This window comes from Flavobacterium reichenbachii (genome assembly GCF_002217435.1).
GTDB lineage: Bacteria > Bacteroidota > Bacteroidia > Flavobacteriales > Flavobacteriaceae > Flavobacterium > Flavobacterium reichenbachii.
Genome location: NZ_MUHF01000002.1, coordinates 261,911 through 286,667, shown reverse-complemented (window position 1 = coordinate 286,667; position 24,757 = coordinate 261,911). Strand labels below are relative to the sequence as shown.

At 34.3% G+C, this 24,757-nt stretch carries 16 protein-coding genes; 12 read left to right on the top strand and 4 right to left on the bottom strand.

Annotated elements, in window-relative coordinates; all coding sequences use genetic code 11:
* Positions 1-3 precede the first annotated feature (3 nt).
* Both B0A68_RS03420 and B0A68_RS03415 read left to right on the top strand, forming a co-directional pair.
* Positions 4-879 carry a lysophospholipid acyltransferase family protein gene (locus tag B0A68_RS03420; RefSeq protein WP_035683292.1) on the top strand — a complete coding sequence of 292 codons (876 nt, stop codon included), beginning with the start codon at positions 4-6 and terminating at the stop codon, positions 877-879.
* A 200-nt stretch (positions 880-1,079) separates the two neighbouring features.
* Positions 1,080-2,561, top strand: a complete 1,482-nt coding sequence (locus B0A68_RS03415; RefSeq protein WP_051892518.1) for a glycosyl hydrolase — start codon at positions 1,080-1,082, stop codon at positions 2,559-2,561.
* A 69-nt stretch (positions 2,562-2,630) separates the two neighbouring features.
* On the opposite strand, the gene glmM is transcribed toward B0A68_RS03415, so the two are convergent.
* Positions 2,631-4,019 carry a phosphoglucosamine mutase gene (gene glmM, locus B0A68_RS03410; protein ID WP_035683290.1) on the bottom strand — a complete coding sequence of 463 codons (1,389 nt, stop codon included), beginning with the start codon at positions 4,017-4,019 and terminating at the stop codon, positions 2,631-2,633.
* A 351-nt stretch (positions 4,020-4,370) separates the two neighbouring features.
* Between glmM and B0A68_RS03405 the strand changes: the two genes are divergently transcribed.
* The 10 genes from B0A68_RS03405 to B0A68_RS03360 all read left to right on the top strand — a co-directional run bounded on the left by B0A68_RS03405 (position 4,371) and on the right by B0A68_RS03360 (position 21,342).
* On the top strand, positions 4,371-4,955 hold the full coding sequence (locus B0A68_RS03405; protein WP_035683288.1) for an acyl carrier protein phosphodiesterase: 585 nt from the start codon (positions 4,371-4,373) through the stop codon (positions 4,953-4,955).
* Positions 4,956-4,991: 36 nt separating this feature from the next.
* Positions 4,992-6,674 (top strand): gamma-glutamyltransferase, encoded by a 1,683-nt coding sequence (gene ggt, locus B0A68_RS03400; RefSeq protein ID WP_035683286.1) that lies wholly within the window; start codon positions 4,992-4,994, stop codon positions 6,672-6,674.
* Positions 6,675-6,786: 112 nt separating this feature from the next.
* Positions 6,787-7,938, top strand: coding sequence for a S1 family peptidase (locus B0A68_RS03395; RefSeq protein WP_035683284.1), 1,152 nt, complete (start codon positions 6,787-6,789; stop codon positions 7,936-7,938).
* Positions 7,939-8,017: 79 nt separating this feature from the next.
* A complete protein-coding gene (locus B0A68_RS03390; protein ID WP_035683282.1) occupies positions 8,018-9,802 on the top strand; it encodes a chloride channel protein in 1,785 nt (594 codons plus the stop codon).
* Positions 9,803-9,865: 63 nt separating this feature from the next.
* Positions 9,866-10,819 (top strand): Fic family protein, encoded by a 954-nt coding sequence (locus B0A68_RS03385; RefSeq protein WP_035683281.1) that lies wholly within the window; start codon positions 9,866-9,868, stop codon positions 10,817-10,819.
* A 100-nt stretch (positions 10,820-10,919) separates the two neighbouring features.
* Positions 10,920-13,751, top strand: coding sequence for an excinuclease ABC subunit UvrA (gene uvrA, locus B0A68_RS03380; protein WP_035683279.1), 2,832 nt, complete (start codon positions 10,920-10,922; stop codon positions 13,749-13,751).
* Between the two features lie 177 nt (positions 13,752-13,928).
* Positions 13,929-14,489 carry a GIY-YIG nuclease family protein gene (locus B0A68_RS03375; protein WP_035683277.1) on the top strand — a complete coding sequence of 187 codons (561 nt, stop codon included), beginning with the start codon at positions 13,929-13,931 and terminating at the stop codon, positions 14,487-14,489.
* A 409-nt stretch (positions 14,490-14,898) separates the two neighbouring features.
* Complete coding sequence (locus B0A68_RS03370; protein WP_035683276.1) at positions 14,899-15,627, top strand: LOG family protein; 729 nt, start codon at positions 14,899-14,901, stop codon at positions 15,625-15,627.
* Between the two features lie 364 nt (positions 15,628-15,991).
* The gene (locus B0A68_RS03365; RefSeq protein ID WP_035687992.1) at positions 15,992-18,742 is read left to right on the top strand and encodes a gluzincin family metallopeptidase; all 2,751 of its coding nucleotides are present in this window, start codon (positions 15,992-15,994) and stop codon (positions 18,740-18,742) included.
* 188 nt (positions 18,743-18,930) lie between these two features.
* Complete coding sequence (locus B0A68_RS03360) at positions 18,931-21,342, top strand: alpha-ketoacid dehydrogenase subunit alpha/beta (protein ID WP_035683274.1); 2,412 nt, start codon at positions 18,931-18,933, stop codon at positions 21,340-21,342.
* A gap of 243 nt (positions 21,343-21,585) precedes the next feature.
* Here the strand turns inward: B0A68_RS03360 and kdsB are convergent, their stop codons facing one another.
* The 3 genes from kdsB to B0A68_RS03345 form a co-directional block, all read right to left on the bottom strand.
* Positions 21,586-22,317, bottom strand: a complete 732-nt coding sequence (kdsB, locus tag B0A68_RS03355) for a 3-deoxy-manno-octulosonate cytidylyltransferase (protein WP_035683272.1) — start codon at positions 22,315-22,317, stop codon at positions 21,586-21,588.
* Between the two features lie 109 nt (positions 22,318-22,426).
* Positions 22,427-23,257, bottom strand: a complete 831-nt coding sequence (ygiD, locus tag B0A68_RS03350; RefSeq protein ID WP_035683270.1) for a 4,5-DOPA-extradiol-dioxygenase — start codon at positions 23,255-23,257, stop codon at positions 22,427-22,429.
* 85 nt (positions 23,258-23,342) lie between these two features.
* Positions 23,343-24,752, bottom strand: coding sequence for an ATP-dependent DNA helicase (locus tag B0A68_RS03345; protein WP_035683268.1), 1,410 nt, complete (start codon positions 24,750-24,752; stop codon positions 23,343-23,345).
* Between the last annotated feature and the right edge of the window lie 5 nt (positions 24,753-24,757).

The following is a 24,757-nucleotide window of genomic DNA, read 5'->3' as shown; positions in this document are numbered from 1 at the left end:
TTCATGCAGTTTCTTGTTTATATATTAGCCTACCCAATTTTATGGCTTATCTCTATACTCCCTTTCCGAATTTTCTATTGGTTTTCAGATTTTATATTCTTTCTGGTATATTATGTTTTAGGATATAGAAGAAAAGTGGTTAGAGAAAATCTTACTTTGGCTCTGCCTCATTTAAGTGATGCTGAAAGAAAAGTGATAGAAAAGAAATTTTACCAGCACATGTGCGATATGTTTCTCGAGATGATTAAAACAATGAGCATGTCTGCTGAAGAAATGGACAGAAGATTTGCTATTACCAATCTCGAAGTTATTCAGGAATACGAAAAAAGAGGCAGAAGCGCTATTTTGGTTACTTCACATTATGCCAGCTTTGAGTGGATTCTTACCATTAATACAAAACTAAAATTTAAAGGAATTGCTGTTTACAAAAAGATTGCGAATCCTTATTTTGATAAATTAGTTCGAAAAATCCGCTCTAAATACAATACTGAATTAGTGGAAACCAGAAAAACTATTCCGCTGATGGCACAGAACCAAAGAAACGGAATTTTAAGTCTTTACGGTCTTGCGAGCGACCAGTCACCAAAACTGGACCGAATCTTTCATTCGAGTACTTTTATGGGAATTGAAGTTCCAGTACACACAGGATCTGAGATGCTGGCAAAGAAATATGATTTAAGCGTTATTTTCTTTAAAGTAAAAAAAGTGAAACGAGGATATTACGAAGCGTCTTTTATTCCGATTGCAGATAATCCCAGAGAATATGATGATTTTAAAATTACAGAAATGTATTTACATGAAGTCGAAAAACAAATTCTGGAAGCTCCCGAATTCTATTTATGGACACATAAAAGATGGAAACACAGAGTTCAAAAATAATTATAAGTCTGAAAAGCAGTTTTGTTTTTCAGACTTTTTTATTTAATGAAAGTTCAATTTAGAGACAAATACTTTCTGATATTCTAAAAAATATTTTGATGGGTTTTTGTAATGATTTTTTTTAATATGATAAAGAGTAAACCTTATATATTTGACGTGTTATAATTTCTATAAAACAAACTAAATCAAAATCATTAACCATGATCAATAAAGTACTTTATACTAATTTATTATTGTTCACTTTTATTGTTTCTGCTCAAAGTCCAAAACGCGGTATTGCTTACGGATATCATTCTAAAGCAGATTTGCTGGCATTAAAGCCCGGAGTTTCCTGGTGGTACAACTGGTCGCCACAACCCGATACAGAAGTAAATGCCGATTATGAATCTTTGGGAGTTGAATTTGTGCCAATGGTTTGGGGTAAAATCACTGATGCAGAAGTACAGACTTTTATAAGCAATATAAAACCGGGAGCTAAATATTTATTAGCTTTTAATGAACCCAATTTTAATGATGGAGCAAGATTAACGCCTCAGGAAGCAGTAAATGCGTGGGCGAATGTAGAAAAAATCGCGGCTGCAAAAAATCTAGAAATTGTAAGTGCTTCTCCTGCTTACAACGGCCCGAATAATTATGGCGGTTACAGCGATCCAGTTGCCTGGCACAATCAGTTTTTTCTTTTATGTCCAAACTGCAAGGTCGATTATATCGCTTTTCACACGTATGATAGTACGGCAGGTTCTGTACTTGGTGTAACTGGAAATCTTAAAAGTTTTAATCGTCCGATATGGGTAACTGAATTTGCAAACAGAGTGATTCAAAGCGCTGCAGAAAAAACTGCATTTATGAAAGAGATTATAACCGGTTTTGAAAATGATCCTGATATCTATCGCTATTCATGGTTTTCCGGCAGAGTTCAGGCAGATTGGATTGATATGCTCGAAGGACAGCTTTTAAGTCCGCAAAGCGGCGTTTTAAACCCTATCGGGAAAGAATATGTTAATACTTCTTATACTTCTAAAAAAATAAATATTCCCGGAAAAATAAATGCTAACAAGCATTATCGAAGAAAAGGCACAACGCTTCAAACTACAACAGATTCTGATACAGGACAAAATGTAGGCTTGATAAACGCAGGAGACTGGAATGAGTTTATGCTGAATGTTGCAGATGCGGGGAGCTATAATTTGAATTTTAGAGTGGCTGCTCCGGCAATTTCAGGCAAATTTGACATTCTTGTAAACGGAGTAAAAGTTAAAACAGACGAGACTTTTCCGGCAACTGGAGGCTGGCAGACTTATACAGATAAAATGGTAAATGGGATTGTTCTGCCCAAAGGCGAAGTTTATCTTAAGATTCTTTTCAAATCAAATGATATGAATTTTAATTACATTACTGTTACCGCAGCAAATTTAGGCGTTCATGATTCTGAATTCGAAAAAAACAGCCTTACAGTTTATCCGAATCCAATAAAAAATGAATCTATACTTCATGTTAAATCCGAATTCTCAGAACCACTGACTGTAAAAATTATAGACTTAAAAGGAGCTCTGATAAATAGTTTTGACAGCTATTCTACAAATGAGGATATTAAAATTGGAGACAAACTTTCTAAAGGAGTTTATATTATAAAAGCTTCTTACGGCTCGGTAGAAAAGTCAATTAAAATCATTAAAAATTAAATTAAAACTTCATTTCAAAAAAAAACTCTTTCAAATAATGAAAGAGTTTTTTATGAATTTTACTGAGAATTAAATTCCAGCAATTACTTTTATTTCGTCAATAATTCGCAGTGCCAAAACATCTGCTTTTTCCTGAGACGGAGCTTCAGTATATATTCTGATAATTGGTTCTGTATTCGATTTTCTTAAATGTACCCATTCTGCAGCAAAATCAATTTTTACACCGTCAATTGTCGAAATTTCTTCGTTTTTGTATTTCTCAGTCATTGCCGCTAAAATGGCATCAACATCAATTTGAGGGGTTAATTCAATTTTATTTTTGCTCATATAATACTCTGGATAAGAAGCACGCAAAGCAGAAACCGACATCTTTTTATTCGCTAAATGTGTCAGGAATAAAGCTACTCCAACCAAACTATCACGGCCATAATGAGATTCAGGATAGATGATTCCGCCATTACCTTCACCGCCAATAATAGCATTATTTTTTTTCATCAATTCAACTACATTCACCTCACCTACTGCGCTGGCTTCGTAATTTCCTTTGTGTCCCACTGTTACGTCACGCAAGGCACGTGAAGAAGACATATTTGAAACTGTATTTCCCGGAGTTTTGCTCAAAACATAATCGGCACAAGCCACTAATGTATATTCTTCTCCAAACATTTCTCCGTCTTCGCTGATAAAAGCCAAGCGATCAACATCCGGATCAACTACAACTCCTAAATGAGCACCTTCTTTTACAACCAATTCAGAAATATCAGTCAGATGCTCTTTTAATGGCTCCGGATTATGAGGGAAATGTCCGTTTGGTTCACAGTACAATTTCACAACTTCAACACCCATTAATTCCAGTAATTTTGGTATAATGATTCCACCAGAAGAATTTACGCCATCAACAACCACTTTAAATTTAGCCGCTTTTACGGCTTCAATATCTACCAAAGGCAGATTTAAAACTTCGTCAATATGGATATCCATATAAGCATCGTTTATCGTGATTTCGCCCAGATTATCAACATCAGAAAAGTCAAAAGCTTCTGCCTCTGCAATTTCAAGAATTTTAGCTCCTTCTGCACCGCTTAAAAATTCACCTTTTTCATTTAGTAATTTTAGAGCGTTCCATTGTTTCGGATTATGAGAAGCAGTTAAAATGATACCGCCGTCTGCTTTTTCTAAAGGCACAGCAATTTCTACAGTCGGCGTTGTAGAAAGACCAAGATCAATTACATTAATTCCTAAACCAATTAAAGTATTTACCACCAGGTTATGAATCATTGGTCCGGAAATTCTGGCATCACGACCAATAACAACTGTTAATTTATCTTTTGAAGTATTATTTTTTAAAAAGGTTCCGTACGCCGATGCAAATTTTACTGCATCAACCGGAGTCAGGTTATCTCCAACTTTTCCACCGATAGTTCCACGAATTCCCGAAATTGATTTTATTAAAGTCATTTTTGTGAGTTAGGGTTATTTTTACTACAAATATAAAAAAGTTACTACGGTTCTGGGTAACTAAGGTGGTAAGATTTTTTAAAAAAAGTTGCTAAGGTACTAAGATACTAAGCTGCTAAGGTTTTAAATATTAAATTAAAGCTATACCCATCAATGCAAATCAAGGCCTAAAAGTTTTTTCTTTGTGTTTAAAGGCACATTCCGACTTTTGATTTTTATCGTTCACTAAAAACGATGTGAAAAAGTTTTCATACTTTTACTAAAAACAACTTAGTGTCTTAGCATCTTAGGAATTTAGTATCTCAAAAAACTCAGAACCTTAGCATCTCAGAACCTTAGAATCTCAAAAAAATGAACTTCCTAGCCCATATATATCTTTCTGGTGAAAATGATTTAATCAAAATTGGCAATTTTATGGCCGATGGTATTCGAGGAAAACATTTTGAACATTTTCCTCAAGATATCCAGAAAGGAATTTTACTGCATCGTTTTATTGACACGTATACTGATTCTCACGATATTTTTAGACAAAGCACCAAAAGGCTGCACGAAAAATACCATCATTATGCAGGTGTAATTGTCGATATTTTGTACGACCATTTTCTAGCAAAAAACTGGAGCAATTATTCAGACGAAAAACTCGAAAGTTTCATTAATAGGTTTTATCGTTCGCTTCACGAAAATTACGATATTTTAACTGAGAGAACTCAGGATATAATGCCGTATATGATTCAGAGAAACTGGCTTTTAAGCTATAGAACTGTCGAAGGAATTCATCAGATTTTAACTCAGATGGACAGGAGATCAAAAAATGCTTCCAGAATGCAGTTTGCCAGCGAAGAGTTAAAAGAATTTTATACCGAATTTGAACAAGAATTTACACTTTTTTTTGAAGACATTCAGAAACAAGCAAAATCAAAACTCCTTTCTTTATAAATCAATTTGTTTATAAAGACTAAAACTATTTCTGCTATGAAAAAAATTACCATTTTACTTTGTTTTATTTCGGCTTATGGTTTCTCACAGCAAACTCCAAAACCTACTGGTTTGGTGGTTACCAAAGCTATGGTAGTCTCTGCACGCGAAGAAGCTTCAAAAATTGGAGCAGATATCATGAAAAAAGGCGGTAATGCGTTTGATGCTATGGTGGGCACAGAACTGGCTTTGGCTGTTGCATTTCCGTTTGCTGGAAATATTGGTGGAGGCGGTTTTATGGTTTACCGAAAAGCAAACGGTGAAGTCGGATCATTAGATTATCGCGAAAAAGCACCTTTGGCTGCCACAAAAGATATGTTTTTGGACAAAGACGGAAACGTAATTAAAGGAAAAAGTACTGCTACTGCTTTGGCTGTTGGTGTTCCGGGAACTATTGCAGGCGTTTTTGCAGTACATAAAAAACTGGGATCAATGCCCATGTCTGAAATTTTGAAACCTGTAATTGCACTTGCAGAAAGAGGTGTTATTGTTACTAAAAAACAAGAAAAAAGTTTAAAGGATTATCATGAAAGTATTGTAAAAATAAATGGTGAATCTTCTGATGCGTCGAGAATTTTTAAAGAAAACGATACTATTAAATATGCCGCTTTAGCGAATACTTTAAAAAGAATTCAAAAAAATGGAAGAAATGAATTTTACAAAGGAAAGACTGCCAAAATTCTTGTACAATATCTTAAAGAAAAAGGTGGTATTATTACGCTTCAAGATTTGGCCAAATATGAAGCAAAATGGAGAAATCCACTTCAATTTACTTATAAGGATTTAAAAATTACCTCGATGTCGCCTCCAAGCAGCGGTGGTATCTGTCTGGCTCAAATATTAAAAATGATTGAACCTTATGATTTATCTAAATTAGGTCATAATTCAGATAAATCGATTCAGGTAATTGTCGAAGCCGAAAGAAGAGCGTATGCCGACAGAAGTTATTTTTTGGGTGATCCCGATTTTGTAAAAATTCCGATAAATGAACTTTTGGCAGATGCTTATTTAAAAAACAGAATGTCGTCTTTTAATGTTGAAAAAGCCAGTTTATCATCAGAAATAAAAGAAGGAAAAGTAAATTATAACGAAAGTACTGAAACAACACATTATTCTATTGTGGACCAATTCGGAAACGCGGTTGCTGCAACTACAACTCTTAACGACGGTTATGGTTCTAAATATTATTGTGATGAGCTGGGTTTCTTTTTGAATAATGAAATGGATGATTTTAGTGCCAAACCCGGTTCTCCGAATATGTTTGGTTTAGTTGGAAATGAAGCCAACAGTATTGCACCGCAAAAGCGAATGTTAAGCTCTATGACTCCAACAATTGTAGAAAAAAACGGCAAACTTTTTATGGTAGTAGGAACGCCGGGAGGTTCTACAATTATTACTTCTGTATTGCAGACTATTCTAAATGTTTACGAATATAATTTTAGCATGCAGGAAGCTGTAAATGCTCCTCGTTTTCATCATCAGTGGCTTCCTGATCTTATTACTTTTGAGCCCGATACTTTTGATGCAAAAACGATAGAAAGACTAAAAGCAAAAAATTATTTGATTAACGAAAAAGCAACTCCTATAATTGGTAAAGTAGATGCAATTCTCGTTTTACCAAATAATAATCTTGAGGGTGGAGCCGACTTTAGAGGCGATGACAAAGCTGTTGGATTTTAGCACTTAATAACCTGACTAAAAACTACTTACAAAATATAATTTTAACATATTTTTTTTTAAATAAATGGAGTATTTTTTTTACTAAATTTGCCCCGAAACTAAAAAAAACTATATGTCGGAAGAATCTTTTTCAGAAGAAAAACAACCAAATAAAAAGTCAAGAAATATAAAAATCGGAGTTGCAATAGCTATTGTTGGAGTACTTGGATTTATTTTTATTCCTAAAATTTGGGCCAAGTATAATAAAAAGGAAGCAATATGTCTAAATGGACAAACCGAAATCTACGAGAAATATAAAGATGCTGTAGTTTTAGTAAAACATACTTATACTGTCGAAATTTCTATAAAAGGATCTAAACCTTTTCAATTAGAAGTTGATGACAGCAATCTGGAAGAAAAAACAATATCAGGAACAGGATTTTTCGTTTCTGAAGATGCAAAAATAGTAACCAATCATCATGTTGCCGAACCTTGGCTGTACGGTGAAGACAAAAACGTTCCTTCTTCTTTTGATTATTTAAAAGAACATATTGCTGGTATTTTACCTGATTCTATAAATGAACGTGATTACAAAACTTTTCTTGAAAAAAACTGGGACAATTATTATGCTGAAGAAGGTGAAGGAGAAGGTGATGGTGAATATGAAGAAACGGCTCAAGCTGCGGCGAGTGCTGTAGATTCTTCTGCGACCGTTGTAGCTGCAAACGATAATACTGAAGCTGCAGAAAGCACTACAGTTGAAGCTGCTCCGGCAAAAGAAATAAAATATGTAAGTACAGATGATATTACAATAACTTCAAAATCGGTTGAAATAAGCGTTGCACTTCATGGTTCTAAAGAAGATTGGCTTAAATGTAAAGTCTATAAAATTGCTGACGGAAGTGAAGTTGATGTAGCTGTATTACAACTAGTAAGCGAAACATTACCGGGATCTGTACGTAATATTGTTGATTTAGATACTGCCATAACGGATGATTCTAAAATTAAGCCGGGAACAAATGCTATTTTGATAGGTTACCCAATGGGAATGACGCTTGCCAATACACGAAGCGGTATAAAAGTTCAAGTGTATGAAGGTCAGATAAATAAAGAATCTGATGGCGTAAGCATTCAATATAACGTTACTTCTACTCATGGAGCAAGCGGATCTCCTGTATTTAATGAATGTGGTCAGCTTATCGCTGTTAATTATGCCGGATTTGATGTCGCTCAAGGATACAATTTTGGAATTGTCGCCAAGCACGCAGCGTCTTTAGTCGACTAATTTTTTTATAAGAACTATTATTAGCTTAACTTTATGGAATAAAAGGCTAAATTTGCAATCCATAATTTTTTAAAACAGAATGCTAAAAAAATATTTCAGAAGACTAGAAAGCATTATTGCTTTGGCTAAATCATTAATGACGCCAAAGCAATTTATTTTTTTATCAAGTGTTTTAATCGGTATTTCATGCGCATTTGCCGTAATCGTTCTAAAAACTTTTGCCCATAGCGTTTTCTCTTTTGCTACTTATATTAACGGAATTTTAAAACTAAGTTTTATTAACAGTATTCTGCCTATTATTGGTATTGTTCTAACGGTTTTGGTGGTGAAAAAAGTATTAAACGGAAGTATCCAAAAGGGAACCTCACAGATACTTTATGCAGTTGCTAAAAAAGCAAGTATAATTCCGAAAAAGCAAATGTATGCGCAGATCATTACCAGCTCATTAACAGTTGGTTTAGGAGGTTCTGCAGGTTTAGAAAGCCCCATCGTAATTACAGGTGCTGCATTTGGTTCTAATTTTGCTCAGAATTACAAATTATCATATAAAGACCGGACCCTCATGATTGGCTGCGGTGTAGCAGCAGGAATCGCAGCAGCATTTAATGCTCCGATAGCAGGCGTTCTTTTTGCGATTGAGGTTTTGTTGGTAGATGTTAGTATTTCTGCCTTCACTCCTATCATGATTTCTGCAGCAACAGGTGCTTTGGTTTCTGCCATTGTGTTAGACGAAACTATTCTATTGAGTTTTAAAACGCAAGAAGATTTTAACTACCGTAATATTCCTTTTTATGTCATTTTAGGTGTTCTTACAGGACTTGTCGCAATTTATTATTCTAGAAATTTTCAGAGAGTTGAACATTATTTTTCTAAACTCGAAATCGGACCTTACAAAAAAGCTTTACTAGGTTCATCTTTGTTAGCCATTTTGATTTTTATATTTCCGACCTTGTTTGGCGAAGGTTATGAAAGCATTAAAACACTTTCTGAAACTGATCCTGGAAAATTACTTGACAACACACTATTTGCAGATTTTAGAAATAATAACTGGGTATTGCTGCTGTTTGTAGGAGCAGCAATGATGGTAAAAGTATTTGCCTCGGGTCTTACGATAGGAAGCGGAGGAAATGGAGGAAACTTTGCTCCTTCTCTATTTTTAGGTTCTTATCTGGGTTATTTTTTCTCAAAATTCGTCAGTATGACTGGTTTATCAAAATTACCTATTGGCAATTTTACTATGGTTGGAATGGCGGGAATTCTCAGCGGATTATTTCATGCCCCGCTTACTGCAATATTCTTAATTGCGGAAATTACAGGAGGTTACGGATTGATGATTCCGCTTATGATTGTTTCTTCAATAAGTTTTGCAATTTCTAAAAAATTCGAAAAATATTCACTTGATGTAAAAGGTCTTGCTAAAAAAGGACACGCTTTTACGAGTAATAAAGATTCTAATATTTTATCAACTTTAGATATTGATACCATTATTCAGTGCGATTATTTAACCGTTCATCCGGATGAAAATTTAAGCAAACTTGTCGATTTAATTTCGCATTCAAATCAAGTGGTTTTTGCTGTTGTAAATAATGAAAAAGATTTGGTGGGAATTGTTCATTTTAATGATATCCGCGAAATAATATTTAATGCTTACAGAGTAAAATACACACAGATAAAGGATGTCATGAAAATACCTCCGGCTACTATATTATCTAACGACAGTATGGAAATTGTAATGAGCAAATTCGAAAGTTCAAAATCTGCATTTCTTCCCGTTTTACGACACGACAAATACTACGGTTTTATTTCTAAATCTATTGCTCTAGAAGCCTACAGAACCAAACTTCGTTCTATGACAATTGAATAAGCTTAATATCGGATAAGTTAAAAATTTTTATTATCCGATATTAAGAAGTACTTTTGTAGGAATATGTGGAATATAGACTTAACATACAGAGAAGAATTTCAATCAACATTTGATAGATTGTACCAAAAAAGGCTTGATTTGCAAAACAGCAGACCACTGCCAAACATTGCCTTGCATAAAATCCGCGAAAGCTTATCTCTGGAATGGACCTACAATTCTAATAGTATTGAAGGAAATACGATGAGTTTGCGGGAGACACAAATGGTTATACAAGAAGGAATAACGATTAAAGGGAAATCTTTAAGAGAACATTTTGAAACCCACAATCACGATAAAGCAATTGATTATTTATATTCAATCGTTGATGATAATTATAAAATGAGAAGTATTGATATACTGTCACTCCACGGATTAGTTTTGCGTTCTATCGAAGATGATTTTGCAGGACGATTACGAAATGGCGGTGTTCGAATTTCCGGCGCTAATTTCATGCCTCCAAATGCGAATAAAGTTTCAGATTATTTAGATGAACTGATTGATTTTATCAATACAAATCCGCTGGGTTTAAACGATATTGAACTGGCAACTATTTACCACCATAAACTAGTTTGGATTCATCCTTTTTTTGATGGAAATGGCCGTACCGTTCGCCTGAGCATGAATTTGCTTCTAATGCGTTGTGGTTTTCCGCCGGCAATTATTCTCAAAAATGATCGAAAAAAATATTACGAAGCACTCAATCAGGCTAACAATGGAAATTATCAAAAGCTAACACTTTTGATGTGTCAGGCTTTGGAGCGAACTTTAAACATTTATTTAAGCTCGATGCCAGGCAGTACTTATGATTACCAGCCAATTATAGATATTGTGAGCGAACCCGATACTCCTTACGGCCAGGAATATGTTAGTTTACTAGCCAGAACAGGAAAAATTGACGCTTATAAAGAAGGCCGAAATTGGTATACCACAAAGGAAGCTATTGAAGAATATATGGCAACCCGAAAAAGAAAACGCTAGTTCATACTGGCGTTTTTTGTTATTAATTGTAACATAAAGTTTTGCTATTGAGCACAAAAAGAATAAATCAAAGTGGTAACTTTGCGTTTTGCTCAAATTTATGCTAGATAAAGACAATACTATTGAAGTTCTTGGTGCAAGAGTTCATAATCTAAAAAATATCGATATTTCTATTCCGCGTGAAAAACTTGTTGTAATAACAGGACTTTCTGGCTCGGGAAAATCATCATTAGCGTTTGATACCATTTATGCCGAAGGACAGCGCCGCTATGTTGAAACGTTTTCGGCGTATGCAAGACAGTTTCTAGGCGGATTGGAGCGTCCGGATGTGGATAAAATTGACGGACTTTCGCCAGTAATCGCTATTGAACAAAAAACAACCAGTAAAAGTCCGCGTTCTACAGTTGGGACAATTACGGAAATATATGACTTCCTTCGTCTTTTATATGCTCGTGGCGCAGACGCTTACAGTTACAACACTGGCGAAAAAATGGTTTCTTATTCTGATGATCAAATTAAAGATTTGATCATGGAGGATTTTAATGGAAAACGAATAAACATTCTCGCTCCGATTATTAGAGCCAGAAAAGGTCATTATGCGGAATTATTTCAACAAATTACCAAACAAGGATTTCTAAAAGTTCGTGTCAATGGTGAAGTTCAGGATTTAGTTTCGGGAATGAAATTGGATCGTTATAAAACTCATGATATTGAAATTGTGGTTGACCGAATGCTGATTGAAGATACGGAAGACAATCAAAAAAGATTGGCGGAAAGTATTAATACCGCAATGCATCACGGAGAAAATGTTTTGATGATTTTAGATCAGGACTCAAACGAAGTGCGTTATTTCAGTAGAAATTTGATGTGTCCGACAACTGGAATTTCATACCAAAATCCAGAACCGAATTTATTTTCGTTCAACTCTCCAAAAGGGGCTTGTCCGCATTGCAACGGTTTAGGAACAGTACACGAAATCAATGTTAAAAAGATTATTCCGAATCCGAAGTTATCGATTAAAGCTGGTGGTTTTGCTCCGCTTGGCGAGTATAAATCGTCGTGGATTTTTAAGCAATTAGAAGTTATTGGAGAAAAATTCGGATTTAAAATAACAGACTCTATTGAAAAAATTCCCGAAGAAGCCATGAACATGATTTTGCATGGCGGAAAGGATAAATTCACAGTAAATTCAAAAGATTTAGGCGTTACGCGCGATTATAAAATAGATTTTGAAGGAATCTCGCATTTCATCAAAAATCAATATGACGAAAGTGCTTCTACAACAATAAAACGCTGGGCAAAAGATTTCATGGACGAAGTAAATTGTCCAGTTTGTGATGGCTCACGTTTGAAAAAAGAATCGCAGTTTTTTAGGGTAAATGGAAAAAATATCACAGAATTATGTGATATGGATATTTCAGACTTAACAGCATGGTTTGCAGATTTAAACAGTCATTTATCAGACAAACAACTTTTGATTGCTTCTGAAGTAGTTAAAGAAATTAAAGACCGTTTGAACTTTTTGATGAATGTTGGTTTGAATTATTTGGCTTTAAGCCGAAGTTCAAAATCACTTTCCGGAGGTGAGGCACAGCGTATTCGTCTGGCAACCCAAATTGGTTCTCAATTAGTTGGGGTTTTATATATTTTGGATGAGCCAAGTATTGGTTTGCATCAAAGAGATAATGAAAAACTAATCAAATCTCTGGAACAGTTACGCGACATAGGGAACTCGGTTATTGTGGTTGAACACGATAAAGATATGATCGAAACGGCAGATTACGTAATTGATATTGGACCAAAAGCTGGAAAATACGGTGGAGAAATTATCAGCATTGGAACTCCGGCTGAAACTTTAAAATCGAATACGATTACTGCTCAATATTTGAACGGTACAATGAAACTGGAGATTCCGAAAGAACGCAGAAAAGGAAACGGAAAGTTTTTAAAACTGTCCGGAGCAACTGGAAATAACCTAAAAAATGTTTCGATCGAATTGCCTTTAGGACAATTAATTTGTGTTACAGGAGTTTCAGGAAGTGGGAAATCGACTTTGATTAATGAGACGCTCTACCCTATTTTGAATGCGTATTATTTTAACGGCGTAAAAAAACCACAACCTTACAAAAAGATTGAAGGTCTGGAACATATTGACAAAGTAATTGATATTGACCAAAGTCCGATTGGGAGAACGCCGCGCTCGAATCCGGCGACTTATACGGAGGTTTTTACCGAAATCAGAAACTTGTTTACCATGACTTCTGAAAGTATGATTCGTGGTTACAAAGCCGGACGTTTTAGTTTTAACGTAAAAGGCGGACGCTGCGAAACCTGCGAAGGTTCTGGAGTTCGAACCATAGAAATGAACTTTTTACCGGACGTTTATGTGGAATGTGAAACTTGTCAGGGGAAACGTTTTAACAGAGAAACGCTGGAAATTCGATATAAAGGAAAATCAATTTCGGATGTATTGAATATGACGGTTGATGAAGCGGTTCCGTTTTTTGAAATGATTCCAAAGATCTATAGAAAGGTAAAAACAATTCAGGATGTTGGTTTAGGGTATATTACGCTTGGTCAGCAAAGTACAACACTATCTGGCGGAGAAGCGCAGCGTATAAAACTAGCTGGAGAATTGTCTAAAAAAGATACGGGAAATACATTTTATATCCTGGACGAACCAACAACTGGACTTCACTTTGAAGACATTCGCGTTTTGATGGATGTTATCAACAAACTGGTTGATAAAGGAAATACAATTCTGGTTATCGAACACAATATGGATGTAATAAAACTTGCAGATTATATTATCGATATTGGCCCGGAAGGCGGAAAAGGCGGTGGACAATTAATCGCCAAAGGAACTCCGGAGGAAGTAGCGAAAAATAAAAAAAGTTATACGGCCAAGTTTTTGAAAAAAGAATTAGGGTAAAGAAGAGATCTTTTTCAAAGTTTAAAACACTAAAATTCTATCTATGAAAAAAAATATAGAATTTATGATAAAACATCAAAAAATCGTTTAAAAAGAATTGAAAAAGCAAAACTTTACCAGAGAGAATGCTTGATTAGGATAAAGTTTTCGGATTTTCAATTCAATAATAGGTGACAAATGAATTTTAAAAAAGAAGCATATCCCGAAAATTTAAATAATTTATTTAGTTCTGCAGATAAAATAGCTAAGAGTATTTTAGAAAAATTAAATTCTCCTGAGTGTCCAACTGTTTCAAATTTATATGACTCAATCAATGGTAAAATTTTCATAAATAAAAAAAAGATTGACGAATTGGGATATAGTGCAACTAGAAGTTGTACTAATCCAAATGACTTTAAGGGATTGTATGTTTTTGGCAAAGAAGAAGATAATTTTATAATTCCTGTATATGTTGGTATAAGCCGAACAGTTTTTAGAAGATTAAGACAACATGCTTGGGGAAAAAATCATAACCAATGTAGTTTAGCGTATTTAAAAACTGGAGAAAAATGGAAAACTGAAAATAGAGATATTGATCGGGCAACAATAACAAATGATGAAATGAATCCTGCAAGAGATATAATAAAAAAATACAAAGTTGTATTGTGGCCAGTAGATAATGATTACGAATTATATTTCTTGGAAGTAACTTTAGCTGGTATATTCAAAACCTATTGGAATAGTTTTAAAACACATTAATTCATATTATACGATTTATAAGATAATTAAACCTAACAGGTTTTAAAAACCTGTTAGGTTTCTTTTGATTATCAAAAACTTATAAACAAAATCCAAAATTTCCTTATTAACTAAACATTACTTTTAGATTATAAACTTCCGTTTTTATAAGAATTATAATAAAAAGTGCTAATTTAGCATCCGCCCTTTTTTAAATTCAAACTTTAAAAAAAGCTATTTCAATTGAACCAAATGTTTATTTTGAAACCTAATGCCCTAGCCCTGATGGGAACGGCATCCTTTTGTGGTGGTCCCGAAGTCTCGGGACACCACAAAAGATATAGTGGACAGCAGGAAATAGCTCCTTACTTCGACTACATTTAAAACGACACAGCTAGAAATAAAAATATAAATAATTAAGATACCTAAAATGAGATTAGAAGATTTTGATAATGATGAAGATAAAATAATTCAGGACCGTTTGAAACAAAAAACGTGGAATGAAATCAGGACCAATGACAGTTGGGCGATTTTTAAAATCATGGCTGAGTTTGTAAATGGTTACGAAAGCATGGGAAGAATTGGTCCGTGTGTGTCTATTTTTGGATCGGCGAGAACAAAACCAGAAGATAAATATTATTTACTGGCTGAAAAAATTGCATTTAAAATTAGTAAGGCTGGTTATGGCGTAATTACAGGCGGAGGGCCGGGAATTATGGAAGCTGGTAATAAAGGCGCACATTTAGGAGGCGGAACTTCTGTTGGTTTGAATATTGAACTGCCTTTTGAACAGCATTTTAACCCTTACATTGACCATGATAAAAACCTGAATTTCGATTATTTCTTTGTGAGAAAAGTAATGTTCGTAAAATATTCGCAAGGTTTTGTAGTGATGCCGGGAGGTTTTGGAACTCTGGACGAAATGTTTGAAGCGATCACTTTGATTCAGACAAAAAAAATTGGAAAGTTTCCAATTATTTTGGTTGGAGTTGAATTCTGGTCTGGTTTGATTGATTGGGTAAAAACGGTTTTGGTGGAGAAAATGCAAACTGTAAGTCCTGATGATTTGAACTTATTTAAGATTGTAGATACTGAGGATGAAGTTGTTGAAGCGCTGGATAAATTCTACAAAAAATACGATTTGAGTCCTAATTTCTAGAAATATTTTAAACCATATAAGCGATATAAGTAAATATAAATTGACACTCATGAAACTGATTCGCTAAAGCGAAAACGCGGATGAAAATGGATTTGTTTGAATTTTGGTCCAGAAACTGGGATAAAATTTGGGATTTCATTCTCTAACTTATATCACTTATATGGTAAAATCATATTAAATTTCAAAGCTGTTTTTATAACAGCTTTTTTTATTCTATTTTTACAGAAAACCAAAACAACTTTATGCTCGTAACTTAAGTATATCGTTAATTTTTAAGACATCCTTGAAATCAATTTATAAAATTATAATTTTTGTTTTTGTTTTATTAAACTCAATAAAACAGTATGCGCAGCATCAGTCTAAGATCGAGGCTGCGGTAAATCTTGAAATGAAAACACTCAATGTCAGACAGGACATTACATTTTACAACACTTCTAACGATTCTATTATTTCGATTGTTTTAAACGACTGGAACAATGCTTTTTCTGATAAAAATACACCATTGGCTAGACGTTTTTCTGATGAATTCTACAGGGGATTTCATTTGGCTAAAGCCGAAGAAAGAGGAAATACAACCATTTTGAATCTGCTGGATTCTGACAATATGGCTCTGCAATGGGAAAGAACTGATAAGAATCCGGATTTTATTGTGGTAAAACTGAATCGGAAATTAGCTCCAAATGAAAAAATTGATCTGCATTTAATTTATATTGCAAAAATCCCGAATAGTAAATTTACTCATTATGGTTTTGATCAGAACGGTAATATGAGCTTGAAAAATTGGTTTTTAAGTCCTGCACGTTTTGAAAATCATCGTTTTATAAAGTACAACAATTTTAATCTGGATGATATTGCAAATGCGGGTACAGATTATGAAATTGAGATTAAAATTCCGAATCAATATACTATTACAACAGATTTAAATTCGGTTTCTAAAGATATCAGTAATACGGCTTTTACTACTTACTCTTTTTCCGCAAAAAACAGAACCGATTTTAATTTTATTATTGAAAAGCAGAACAGTTACAAAAGTTACACCAGCAACGGCTTGGAGGTTCTCTCTAATTTAAACAGTAAAAAGCTTGACGAGATTCAGAAAGCTATTATTATTAATAGGGTAATTTCATTTTCTGAAAGTTTTATCGGAAAATATCCGCACGAAAAAATTACTGTTTCTGAGGCAGATTATGAGCGAAATCCCTTTTACGGACTCAATCAGCTTCCATCTTTTATCAGTCCGTTTTCAGATGATTTTATCTTTGAAATCAAATTCCTGAAAACCTATTTGAATAATTACCTCAAAAACAGCCTTCGTTTGGATCCAAGAAAAGACAATTGGGTCTATGACGGAATCCAGATTTACACGATGATGAAATTTATTGAAGAAAATCATCCGGATCAAAAAATGCTGGGAAGTCTTTCGAACATGAAACTTTTTAAAAGTTATAACATTACCAATCTGACATTTAACGAGCAATACAGTTATTATTATATGCTGATGGCGCGTAAAAATCTTGATCAGCCGCTTGGTGAACCAAAAAATAATCTGATAAAATTTAATGAACAAATTGCGAGCAAATACCGTGCAGGCTTAAGTCTGAGTTATCTGGATGATTATTTAAACCAAAATTCGGTTCCTAAAAGTGTTCAGGAATTTTATAATCTGAATAAAGAAAGACAGGCAAATCGATATGATTTTGAAAAAATATTAACTAAAAACAGTTCAAAAAATATAGATTGGTTTTTTACGACCATTATTGATTCCCGAGATATTATTGATTATAAATTTTCTAATGTTTCTCGAACTGCAGACAGCGTTCGGTTTTCGATTAGAAACAAAAGCGGCATTTTTGCTCCTATTCCTGTTTATGGTATTAAGAAAAATGAAGTCGTTTTTAAAAATTGGATAGAGCCAAAAAACAGCGATTCTATCTACCAGTTTGATCGGAAAAATGCAGACAAAATAGTACTGAATTACGATAATGAAGTTCCGGAATTTAACCTGAGAAACAACTGGAAATCATTAAAAAGTGTGGTGGTAACCAACCGCCCAATAAAGTTTAATTTTGCCAAAGATCTGGAAGATCCTTATTACAACCAGATATTATATATACCTACGCTTACTTATAATTTGTATGATGGTTTTACGCCTGGAATACGTTTTCATAACAAAACTATTTTAGACAAACCTTTTGTATTCGATATCAATCCTGCATATTCTATGACTGCCGAAACAATAACCGGTTCATCGGCTTTTTCGTGGAGTGAAAATTACAGAGACAGTAAACTTTACAATATTAGGTATTCGATCAGCCAGAATTATTTTCATTATGCCGAAAATGCAACATATTTACGATTGAATCCGATGGTTCAGTTTCGAATTCGTGAAGAAAATTTCAGAGACAATAGAAAACAGCTTATTCTGGCCCGTCAAGTAATTGTAAACCGAGAAGCGAGTCAATATATCACTGATAATTCTAAACCCAATTATTCGATTTTTAATGTTCGTTATTCTAACGTAAAAACCGAACTTATTGATCATTTTAGTTTTATGAATGATGTACAGTTTTCTTCTGATTTCGGAAAAATTTCCGGAGAAGTAGAATACCGGCATTTATTTGAAAACAATCATAAACTCAATTTACGATTGTATGCCGGAACCTTTATATACAATACAACAAATTCAGATTATTTTAGTTTTGGTTTAGACAGACCGACTGATTATCTGTTTGATTATAATTTTTTAGGAAGATCTGAGAGTACAGGTATTTTCAGCCAGCAGTATGTGATTGCAGAAGGAGGCTTTAAATCTAAAATAGCACCACGCTACGCCGATCAATGGATGGCGACAATGAATGCGAGCTATGCACTCTGGAACTGGATCGAGGTTTATGGAGATGTTGGTTTTCTTAAAAACAAACATTCTAAGACTGATTTTGCGTATGACAGCGGTATTCGTTTAAATCTTGTTCCTGATTATTTTGAACTTTATTTTCCGGTTTATTCTAATAACGGGTGGGAAATTTCTCAAACAAAATACAATGAAAAAGTTCGATTTATTGTCACATTTGCTCCTCGAACATTAGTCACACTTTTTACCCGAAAATGGTTTTAATTAAATAAATTTTAAAGAAAAACATACGAAATTATCATTAAAAATAAATTTTATATAAAAATACATCAAAAAAAGTACGTAGTTTTTTGATTTTAAATACAAATAATTAAATTATATTTATTTTAAAGAATTATGATTATTGATTGTTTTTAAGTAATTTCGCAGTCTAATACATGACCCTCAAGATTATGATAAAAGAAAAAAGCAATACTACATTAACATTTGAAGATTTCAAAACTGAGGTATTGAACGACTATAGAATTGCAGTAACCAGCCGCGAATGTAGTCTTTTAGGTCGTAAAGAAGTATTAACAGGAAAAGCTAAATTTGGAATATTTGGCGACGGAAAAGAAGTACCGCAGCTTGCAATGGCTAAAGCCTTTAAAAATGGGGATTTTCGTTCTGGATACTATCGCGATCAAACTTTTATGATGGCTATTGGAGAATTAAATCCAAAGCAGTTTTTCGCAGGTTTATATGGTCACACTGATTTAGATTTTGATCCAATGTCTGCCGGAAGACAAATGGGCGGACACTTTGTAACCCACAGTTTAAACGAAGACGGTTCTTGGAAAGATTTAACAAAACAAAAAAATTCAAGCTCAGATATATCTCCTACAGCAGGGCAAATGCCAAGATTACTTGGATTGGCTCAGGCATCAAAAATTTACAGAAACGTTGACGGTATTACTACTAAAGATAAATTCTCTGTAAATGGTGATGAAGTTGCCTGGGGAACTATTGGTAACGCAAGTACTTCTGAAGGTTTATTTTTTGAAACCATAAATGCTGCAGGAGTTTTACAAGTTCCGATGGTAATGAGTGTTTGGGATGATGAATACGGAATTTCTGTTCATGCCAGACATCAAACAACAAAAGAAAACATTTCTGAAATCCTAAAAGGATATCAGCGTGATATGGACTCAAAAGGTTATGAAATCTTTAGAGTAAAAGGCTGGGATTATGCCGAATTAGTTTCGACTTACGAAAGAGCCGGCGCCATTGCCCGTGAAGAACATATTCCGGTTTTAATTCACGTAAACGAATTAACACAGCCACAAGGACATTCTACTTCAGGATCTCATGAACGTTACAAAAATAGCGACAGACTGGCTTGGGAAAAAGATTTTGATTGTATCCGCCAAATGCGATTATGGATGATTGCGATTAATATTGCGTCTCCGGAGGAATTGGCAGAGATTGACTTTCAATTAAAAAAAGAAGTTCTGGAAGCCAAAAAAGAAGCTTGGAACTCTTTTATAAATCCTATTATTGAGGATCAAAAGAATCTGATGGCTTTATTGGAGCAGATTGCTGAGGTAAGTATAAACCATAAAGAAAAAATTCAAAAATACATTACGGAATTAAACGCGATAAAAGCGCCTTTGAAAAAAGATATGCTTTCTATTGCGAGAAAGATTCTTCGTTTTATTGAAGTTCCAAACAGTAAAGTTTTATTGTCCGACTGGATTACGAATTATCTTGCTGTGACTCAGGAAAAATTCAGCAGTAATTTACATTCTGAATCTGCCAAAAATGTATTTTCTGTAGAGAAAGTACTTCCTGAATATGCAGAAAATGCTAAACCGGATCTGGATGGCCGAATGATTTTACGTGACAATTTTGACGCTTTGTTTACCAAATATCCAGAAACATTGATTTTTGGTGAAGATGTAGGAAACATTGGTGACGTAAATCAAGGTTTGGAAGGCATGCAGGAAAAATACGGTGAACTTCGTGTTGCCGATGTCGGAATTCGTGAAGCTACTATTATTGGTCAGGGAATCGGAATGGCATTGAGAGGTTTGCGTCCGATTGCTGAAATTCAGTATTTAGATTATTTACTATACGCTATCCAAATCATGAGTGACGATTTGGCTACCTTACAATATAGAACTGTTGGAAAACAAAAAGCACCGTTAATTATTAGAACACGCGGACACCGTTTAGAAGGAATCTGGCATTCTGGTTCACCAATGGGAATGATTATCAATGCTATCCGCGGTATTCATGTTTTGGTACCTCGCGACATGACGCAAGCGGCAGGTTTTTATAACACGCTTTTAGAATGTGACGAACCAGCTTTGGTAATTGAATGTTTAAATGGTTATCGTTTAAAAGAAAAAACACCTCTGAATTTTGGAGAATTCAAAACACCAATTGGAGTAATTGAAACCTTAAAACAAGGTGCTGATATTACTTTGGTTTCTTACGGATCAACTTTAAGATTAGTTCAGCAGGCGGCTAATGAATTGCTGGATTTAGGAATCGATTGTGAAGTGATTGATATTCAATCTTTGCTTCCGTTTGATATTAATAAAGATATTGTAAAAAGTATTGCCAAAACAAACCGTCTTTTAGTTATTGACGAAGATGTTCCAGGCGGTGCTTCTGCCTATATTTTACAGCAGATTTTAGAAGAACAAGATGCTTATAAATATTTAGACAGCAAACCGCAGACATTGGCAGCAAAAGCACACAGACCAGCGTACGGAACGGATGGTGATTATTTCTCTAAACCTTCTGCCGAAGATATCTTTGAGAAAGTTTACAGTATGATGAATGAAGTTAATCCTTCTAAATTCCCTAGTTTATATTAAGGATTTAGAATTTTAGATACTAAAAAAGCTCCAATATTTGGAGCTTTTTTGTTAATTTTAATTCTTTATCAACTTTGTCAAAGTTTAAAACTTTGACAAAGTTCTACATAATCTTTAGCGAGCTGCTTGCGAAGATTTCTCCTTCGTCGAAATGACATAAAATCATAAAAAAGAAGAAAAAATCCGCGTTAATCTGTGCTTTCGCGACAGCGAATCCGTGCAATCCGCGTACTATTTCGCAAACTAAGATCCCAAAATAGCCCTCGCCTTTTCTAAATCTTCAGCCGTATCAATTCCGATTCCGACATGCGTTGTTTCGACCATTTTAATGCGCTTTCCGAATTCTAAATAGCGAAGTTGTTCTAACTTTTCAGACGCTTCTAAAGATTTCATTGGTAAACTATAAAAGTCTAACAAAGCCTGTTTTCTAAAAGCATAAATCCCAATGTGTTGAAAATAACGAACACCTGCATCTTTGTCTCTGGGATATGGAATAACCGATCGTGAAAAATACAGTGCAAACTGAGATTGATCAACCACAACTTTTACATTATTTGGATTATTGATTTCGTCTTCGTTTGTAATTTCGCGCATTAGTGAAGCTAAATCAATCTTTTGATCGGTGTCATTTTTAAAAACAGACAAAACTTGCTCCAAAGGTCCTCCTTCTGTAAAAGGTTCGTCACCTTGTACATTTACTACAATATCTACATCAAGATTTGCAACAGCTTCTGCGATACGATCACTTCCAGATTCGTGTTCTTTGATGCTCATTATGGCTTTTCCTCCATGAGAAACGATTTCATCATAAATTAAATCTGAATCGGTTACCACAAAAACATCATCAAACAATTTTGTAGCTACAGAAGCTTCGTAAGTTCTAAGGATTACAGTTTTTCCACCCAAATCCTGCATTAGTTTTGCAGGAAAACGCGTCGATGCGTATCGTGCCGGAATTACAGCTATTATTTTCATATCATTTATTTATTCTTTGTGAACCTCCGTGTAAATCTTACTGTTTCTCTGTTGTAAAATTATATCACAAAGTTGCACAAAGATTTACACAGAGTTGCACAAAGTTTTTTTACATTATTTTTACGGATGTCATACTTAAGGAACCCGCCAACAATTTATCATTGAACAAACTCAGTTCTTCTGATTTTTCCTTTAAACCTAAAGTATATAACAAAGGTAAATAATGGTCTGGAGTTGGAATTGCAACTTGAACTGCCTTATTCATTTTTTCGAAATCAATCAAAGGCTGAAAATTTCCATCTAAGAGATAATTATTTACAGTTTCTCTTGCTTCAATTGCCCAATCATAGCCGTAATTGTCTTTGTCAAAATTCCTGAAATCAACCAAGCGAAGATTGTGCACGATATTTCCACTCCCAATAATTAAAACACCTTTGTAACGAAGTGATTGTAATTTTTGAGCCAATTCAAAATGATACTGTCCAGATTTTGTATAATCAATACTTAACTGAATTACAGGAACATTGGCTTCTGGGTACAAATGTTTTATAACACTCCACGCACCATGATCTAAACCCCAATGTTCGTCTAACTCGACATTTACTGGATCTAATATTTTTTTTGTTTCCAAAGCTAATTCCGGACTTCCTTTTGCGGGATACTGAACATCAAAAAGTGCCTGCGGAAAACCTCCAAAATCATGAATTGTTCTCGGCATCTGCATTGACGTAACTTTGGTTCCATTTGTAAACCAATGTGCCGAAATACATAAAATGGCATTGGGCTGAGGCAATGTTTTTGCCAAATCACGAAAACCTGCTACAAATTGATTTTCTTCGATTGCATTCATCGGACTGCCGTGTCCTAAAAACAAAACCGGCATTTTATCTGTATTCGAAAACGTAGACGAAATCGAATGTAAATCGTTTAATGTTGTCATAGTAAAAAAATTCAATCACAAATTTTACTAATTTACACAAATCTTCATGTAAAAATAATTCGTGCTAATTCGTGAAATTCGTGTTTTATTCCTCAAAACTTTCGTCTTTAAATCCTATCAAATATAATTTATTTTTAGCACGCGTCATAGCCGTATAAAGCCATCTGATATAATCTCGGTCAATTCCGTCGGGAAGATAAGGCTGTTCTATAAAAACAGTATCCCATTGTCCACCCTGCGATTTATGACACGTTATGGCGTACGAGAATTTCACCTGCAGGCCGTTAAAATATTCGTTATTTTTTACTTTCTGAAACTTCTTGTATTTCGTCGTTTCATCTTCATAATCTTTCATCACTTCTTCGTACAAACGATTTGATTCTTCGTAGGTTAGAGACGGAGATTCGCTTTTTATTGTGTCAAGAATCAAAACTGTTTCAAAAGGTTTCTGATCGGGATAATCGACCATTCTGATTTTTACTTTCGCAAAAGTAAATCCGTATAATTCTTTAATTCCGAACATTTCCAGAACTTCGATAATATCGCCGTTGGCAATAAATCCAGCTTCATCAGTTTCTTTCAGCCAAAAATAATTATTCTTTACAACCATCAAAAAATCACCCACAGAAAGTTCACTTTCCTTAAACAAAATTCTGGTTCTGATTTGCTCGTTGTATTGATTTGCTCTTTTATTTGAGCGAACTATAAAAGCGGTATCTTCGATACTATAATTACTGTACGCGGTATTTATAGCGTCCTGAATATCGTAACCATCTGTAAGTCTAACTATATCTTTAAACTTTTTTACATTAAATCGAAATTCGGTTATAAAAGATTCTTTCAATAACTCACGTAATTCTGTGGCATTAAACAAAATTCCTGAGTTCTCTTCCTGACGCATAACTTCGTCTAATTCGATATGTTCTATCTCTTTATTATAATGAATTCCAAGAGTCTGAATATCTAAAGCCGGGCTGATATCCAGATTTACCGGCGGAAGCTGTGCTGTATCTCCCAGCAGAATCATTTTACAATTGACTCCGGAATAAACGTAGCTAATCAAGTCATCTAGCAGCGAATTGCTGTCTAAAGTGCTGTCTGAAATCATCGAAGCCTCATCTACAATAAAAATCGTGTTTTTATGTTTGTTCACTTGTTTGGTAAACGCTACTCCGCCGCCAGAAGATTTCTTAGGGAAATATATTTTTTTATGAATCGTAAATGCTGCCGTATTTGAATAATTGGCAATAACTTTTGCCGCGCGTCCAGTTGGCGCAAGCAATACAAACTTCTTATTTATATCTTCTAAATTATGTACAATTGTAGAGATTACAGTAGTTTTTCCTGTTCCTGCATACCCTTTGAGTACAAAAATGGTATCATTTTGAGGCTCTGTTAGAAAAATAGCAATTTTCTGAAAAAAAATATCCTGTTTATAAGTGGGTGCAAAAGGAAAACGTTTTTGTAAAACGCTGTAAAACAGTGATGAATTCATAAGTT

Coding starts and splice junctions, on each gene's coding strand:
- B0A68_RS03420 (WP_035683292.1), top strand. CDS start 4: ATGCAGTTTCTTGTTTATATATTAGCCTACCCAATTTTATGGCTTATC.
- B0A68_RS03415 (WP_051892518.1), top strand. CDS start 1,080: ATGATCAATAAAGTACTTTATACTAATTTATTATTGTTCACTTTTATT.
- glmM (WP_035683290.1), bottom strand. CDS start 4,019: ATGACTTTAATAAAATCAATTTCGGGAATTCGTGGAACTATCGGTGGA.
- B0A68_RS03405 (WP_035683288.1), top strand. CDS start 4,371: ATGAACTTCCTAGCCCATATATATCTTTCTGGTGAAAATGATTTAATC.
- ggt (WP_035683286.1), top strand. CDS start 4,992: ATGAAAAAAATTACCATTTTACTTTGTTTTATTTCGGCTTATGGTTTC.
- B0A68_RS03395 (WP_035683284.1), top strand. CDS start 6,787: ATGTCGGAAGAATCTTTTTCAGAAGAAAAACAACCAAATAAAAAGTCA.
- B0A68_RS03390 (WP_035683282.1), top strand. CDS start 8,018: ATGCTAAAAAAATATTTCAGAAGACTAGAAAGCATTATTGCTTTGGCT.
- B0A68_RS03385 (WP_035683281.1), top strand. CDS start 9,866: ATGTGGAATATAGACTTAACATACAGAGAAGAATTTCAATCAACATTT.
- uvrA (WP_035683279.1), top strand. CDS start 10,920: ATGCTAGATAAAGACAATACTATTGAAGTTCTTGGTGCAAGAGTTCAT.
- B0A68_RS03375 (WP_035683277.1), top strand. CDS start 13,929: ATGAATTTTAAAAAAGAAGCATATCCCGAAAATTTAAATAATTTATTT.
- B0A68_RS03370 (WP_035683276.1), top strand. CDS start 14,899: ATGAGATTAGAAGATTTTGATAATGATGAAGATAAAATAATTCAGGAC.
- B0A68_RS03360 (WP_035683274.1), top strand. CDS start 18,931: ATGATAAAAGAAAAAAGCAATACTACATTAACATTTGAAGATTTCAAA.
- kdsB (WP_035683272.1), bottom strand. CDS start 22,317: ATGAAAATAATAGCTGTAATTCCGGCACGATACGCATCGACGCGTTTT.
- ygiD (WP_035683270.1), bottom strand. CDS start 23,257: ATGACAACATTAAACGATTTACATTCGATTTCGTCTACGTTTTCGAAT.
- B0A68_RS03345 (WP_035683268.1), bottom strand. CDS start 24,752: ATGAATTCATCACTGTTTTACAGCGTTTTACAAAAACGTTTTCCTTTT.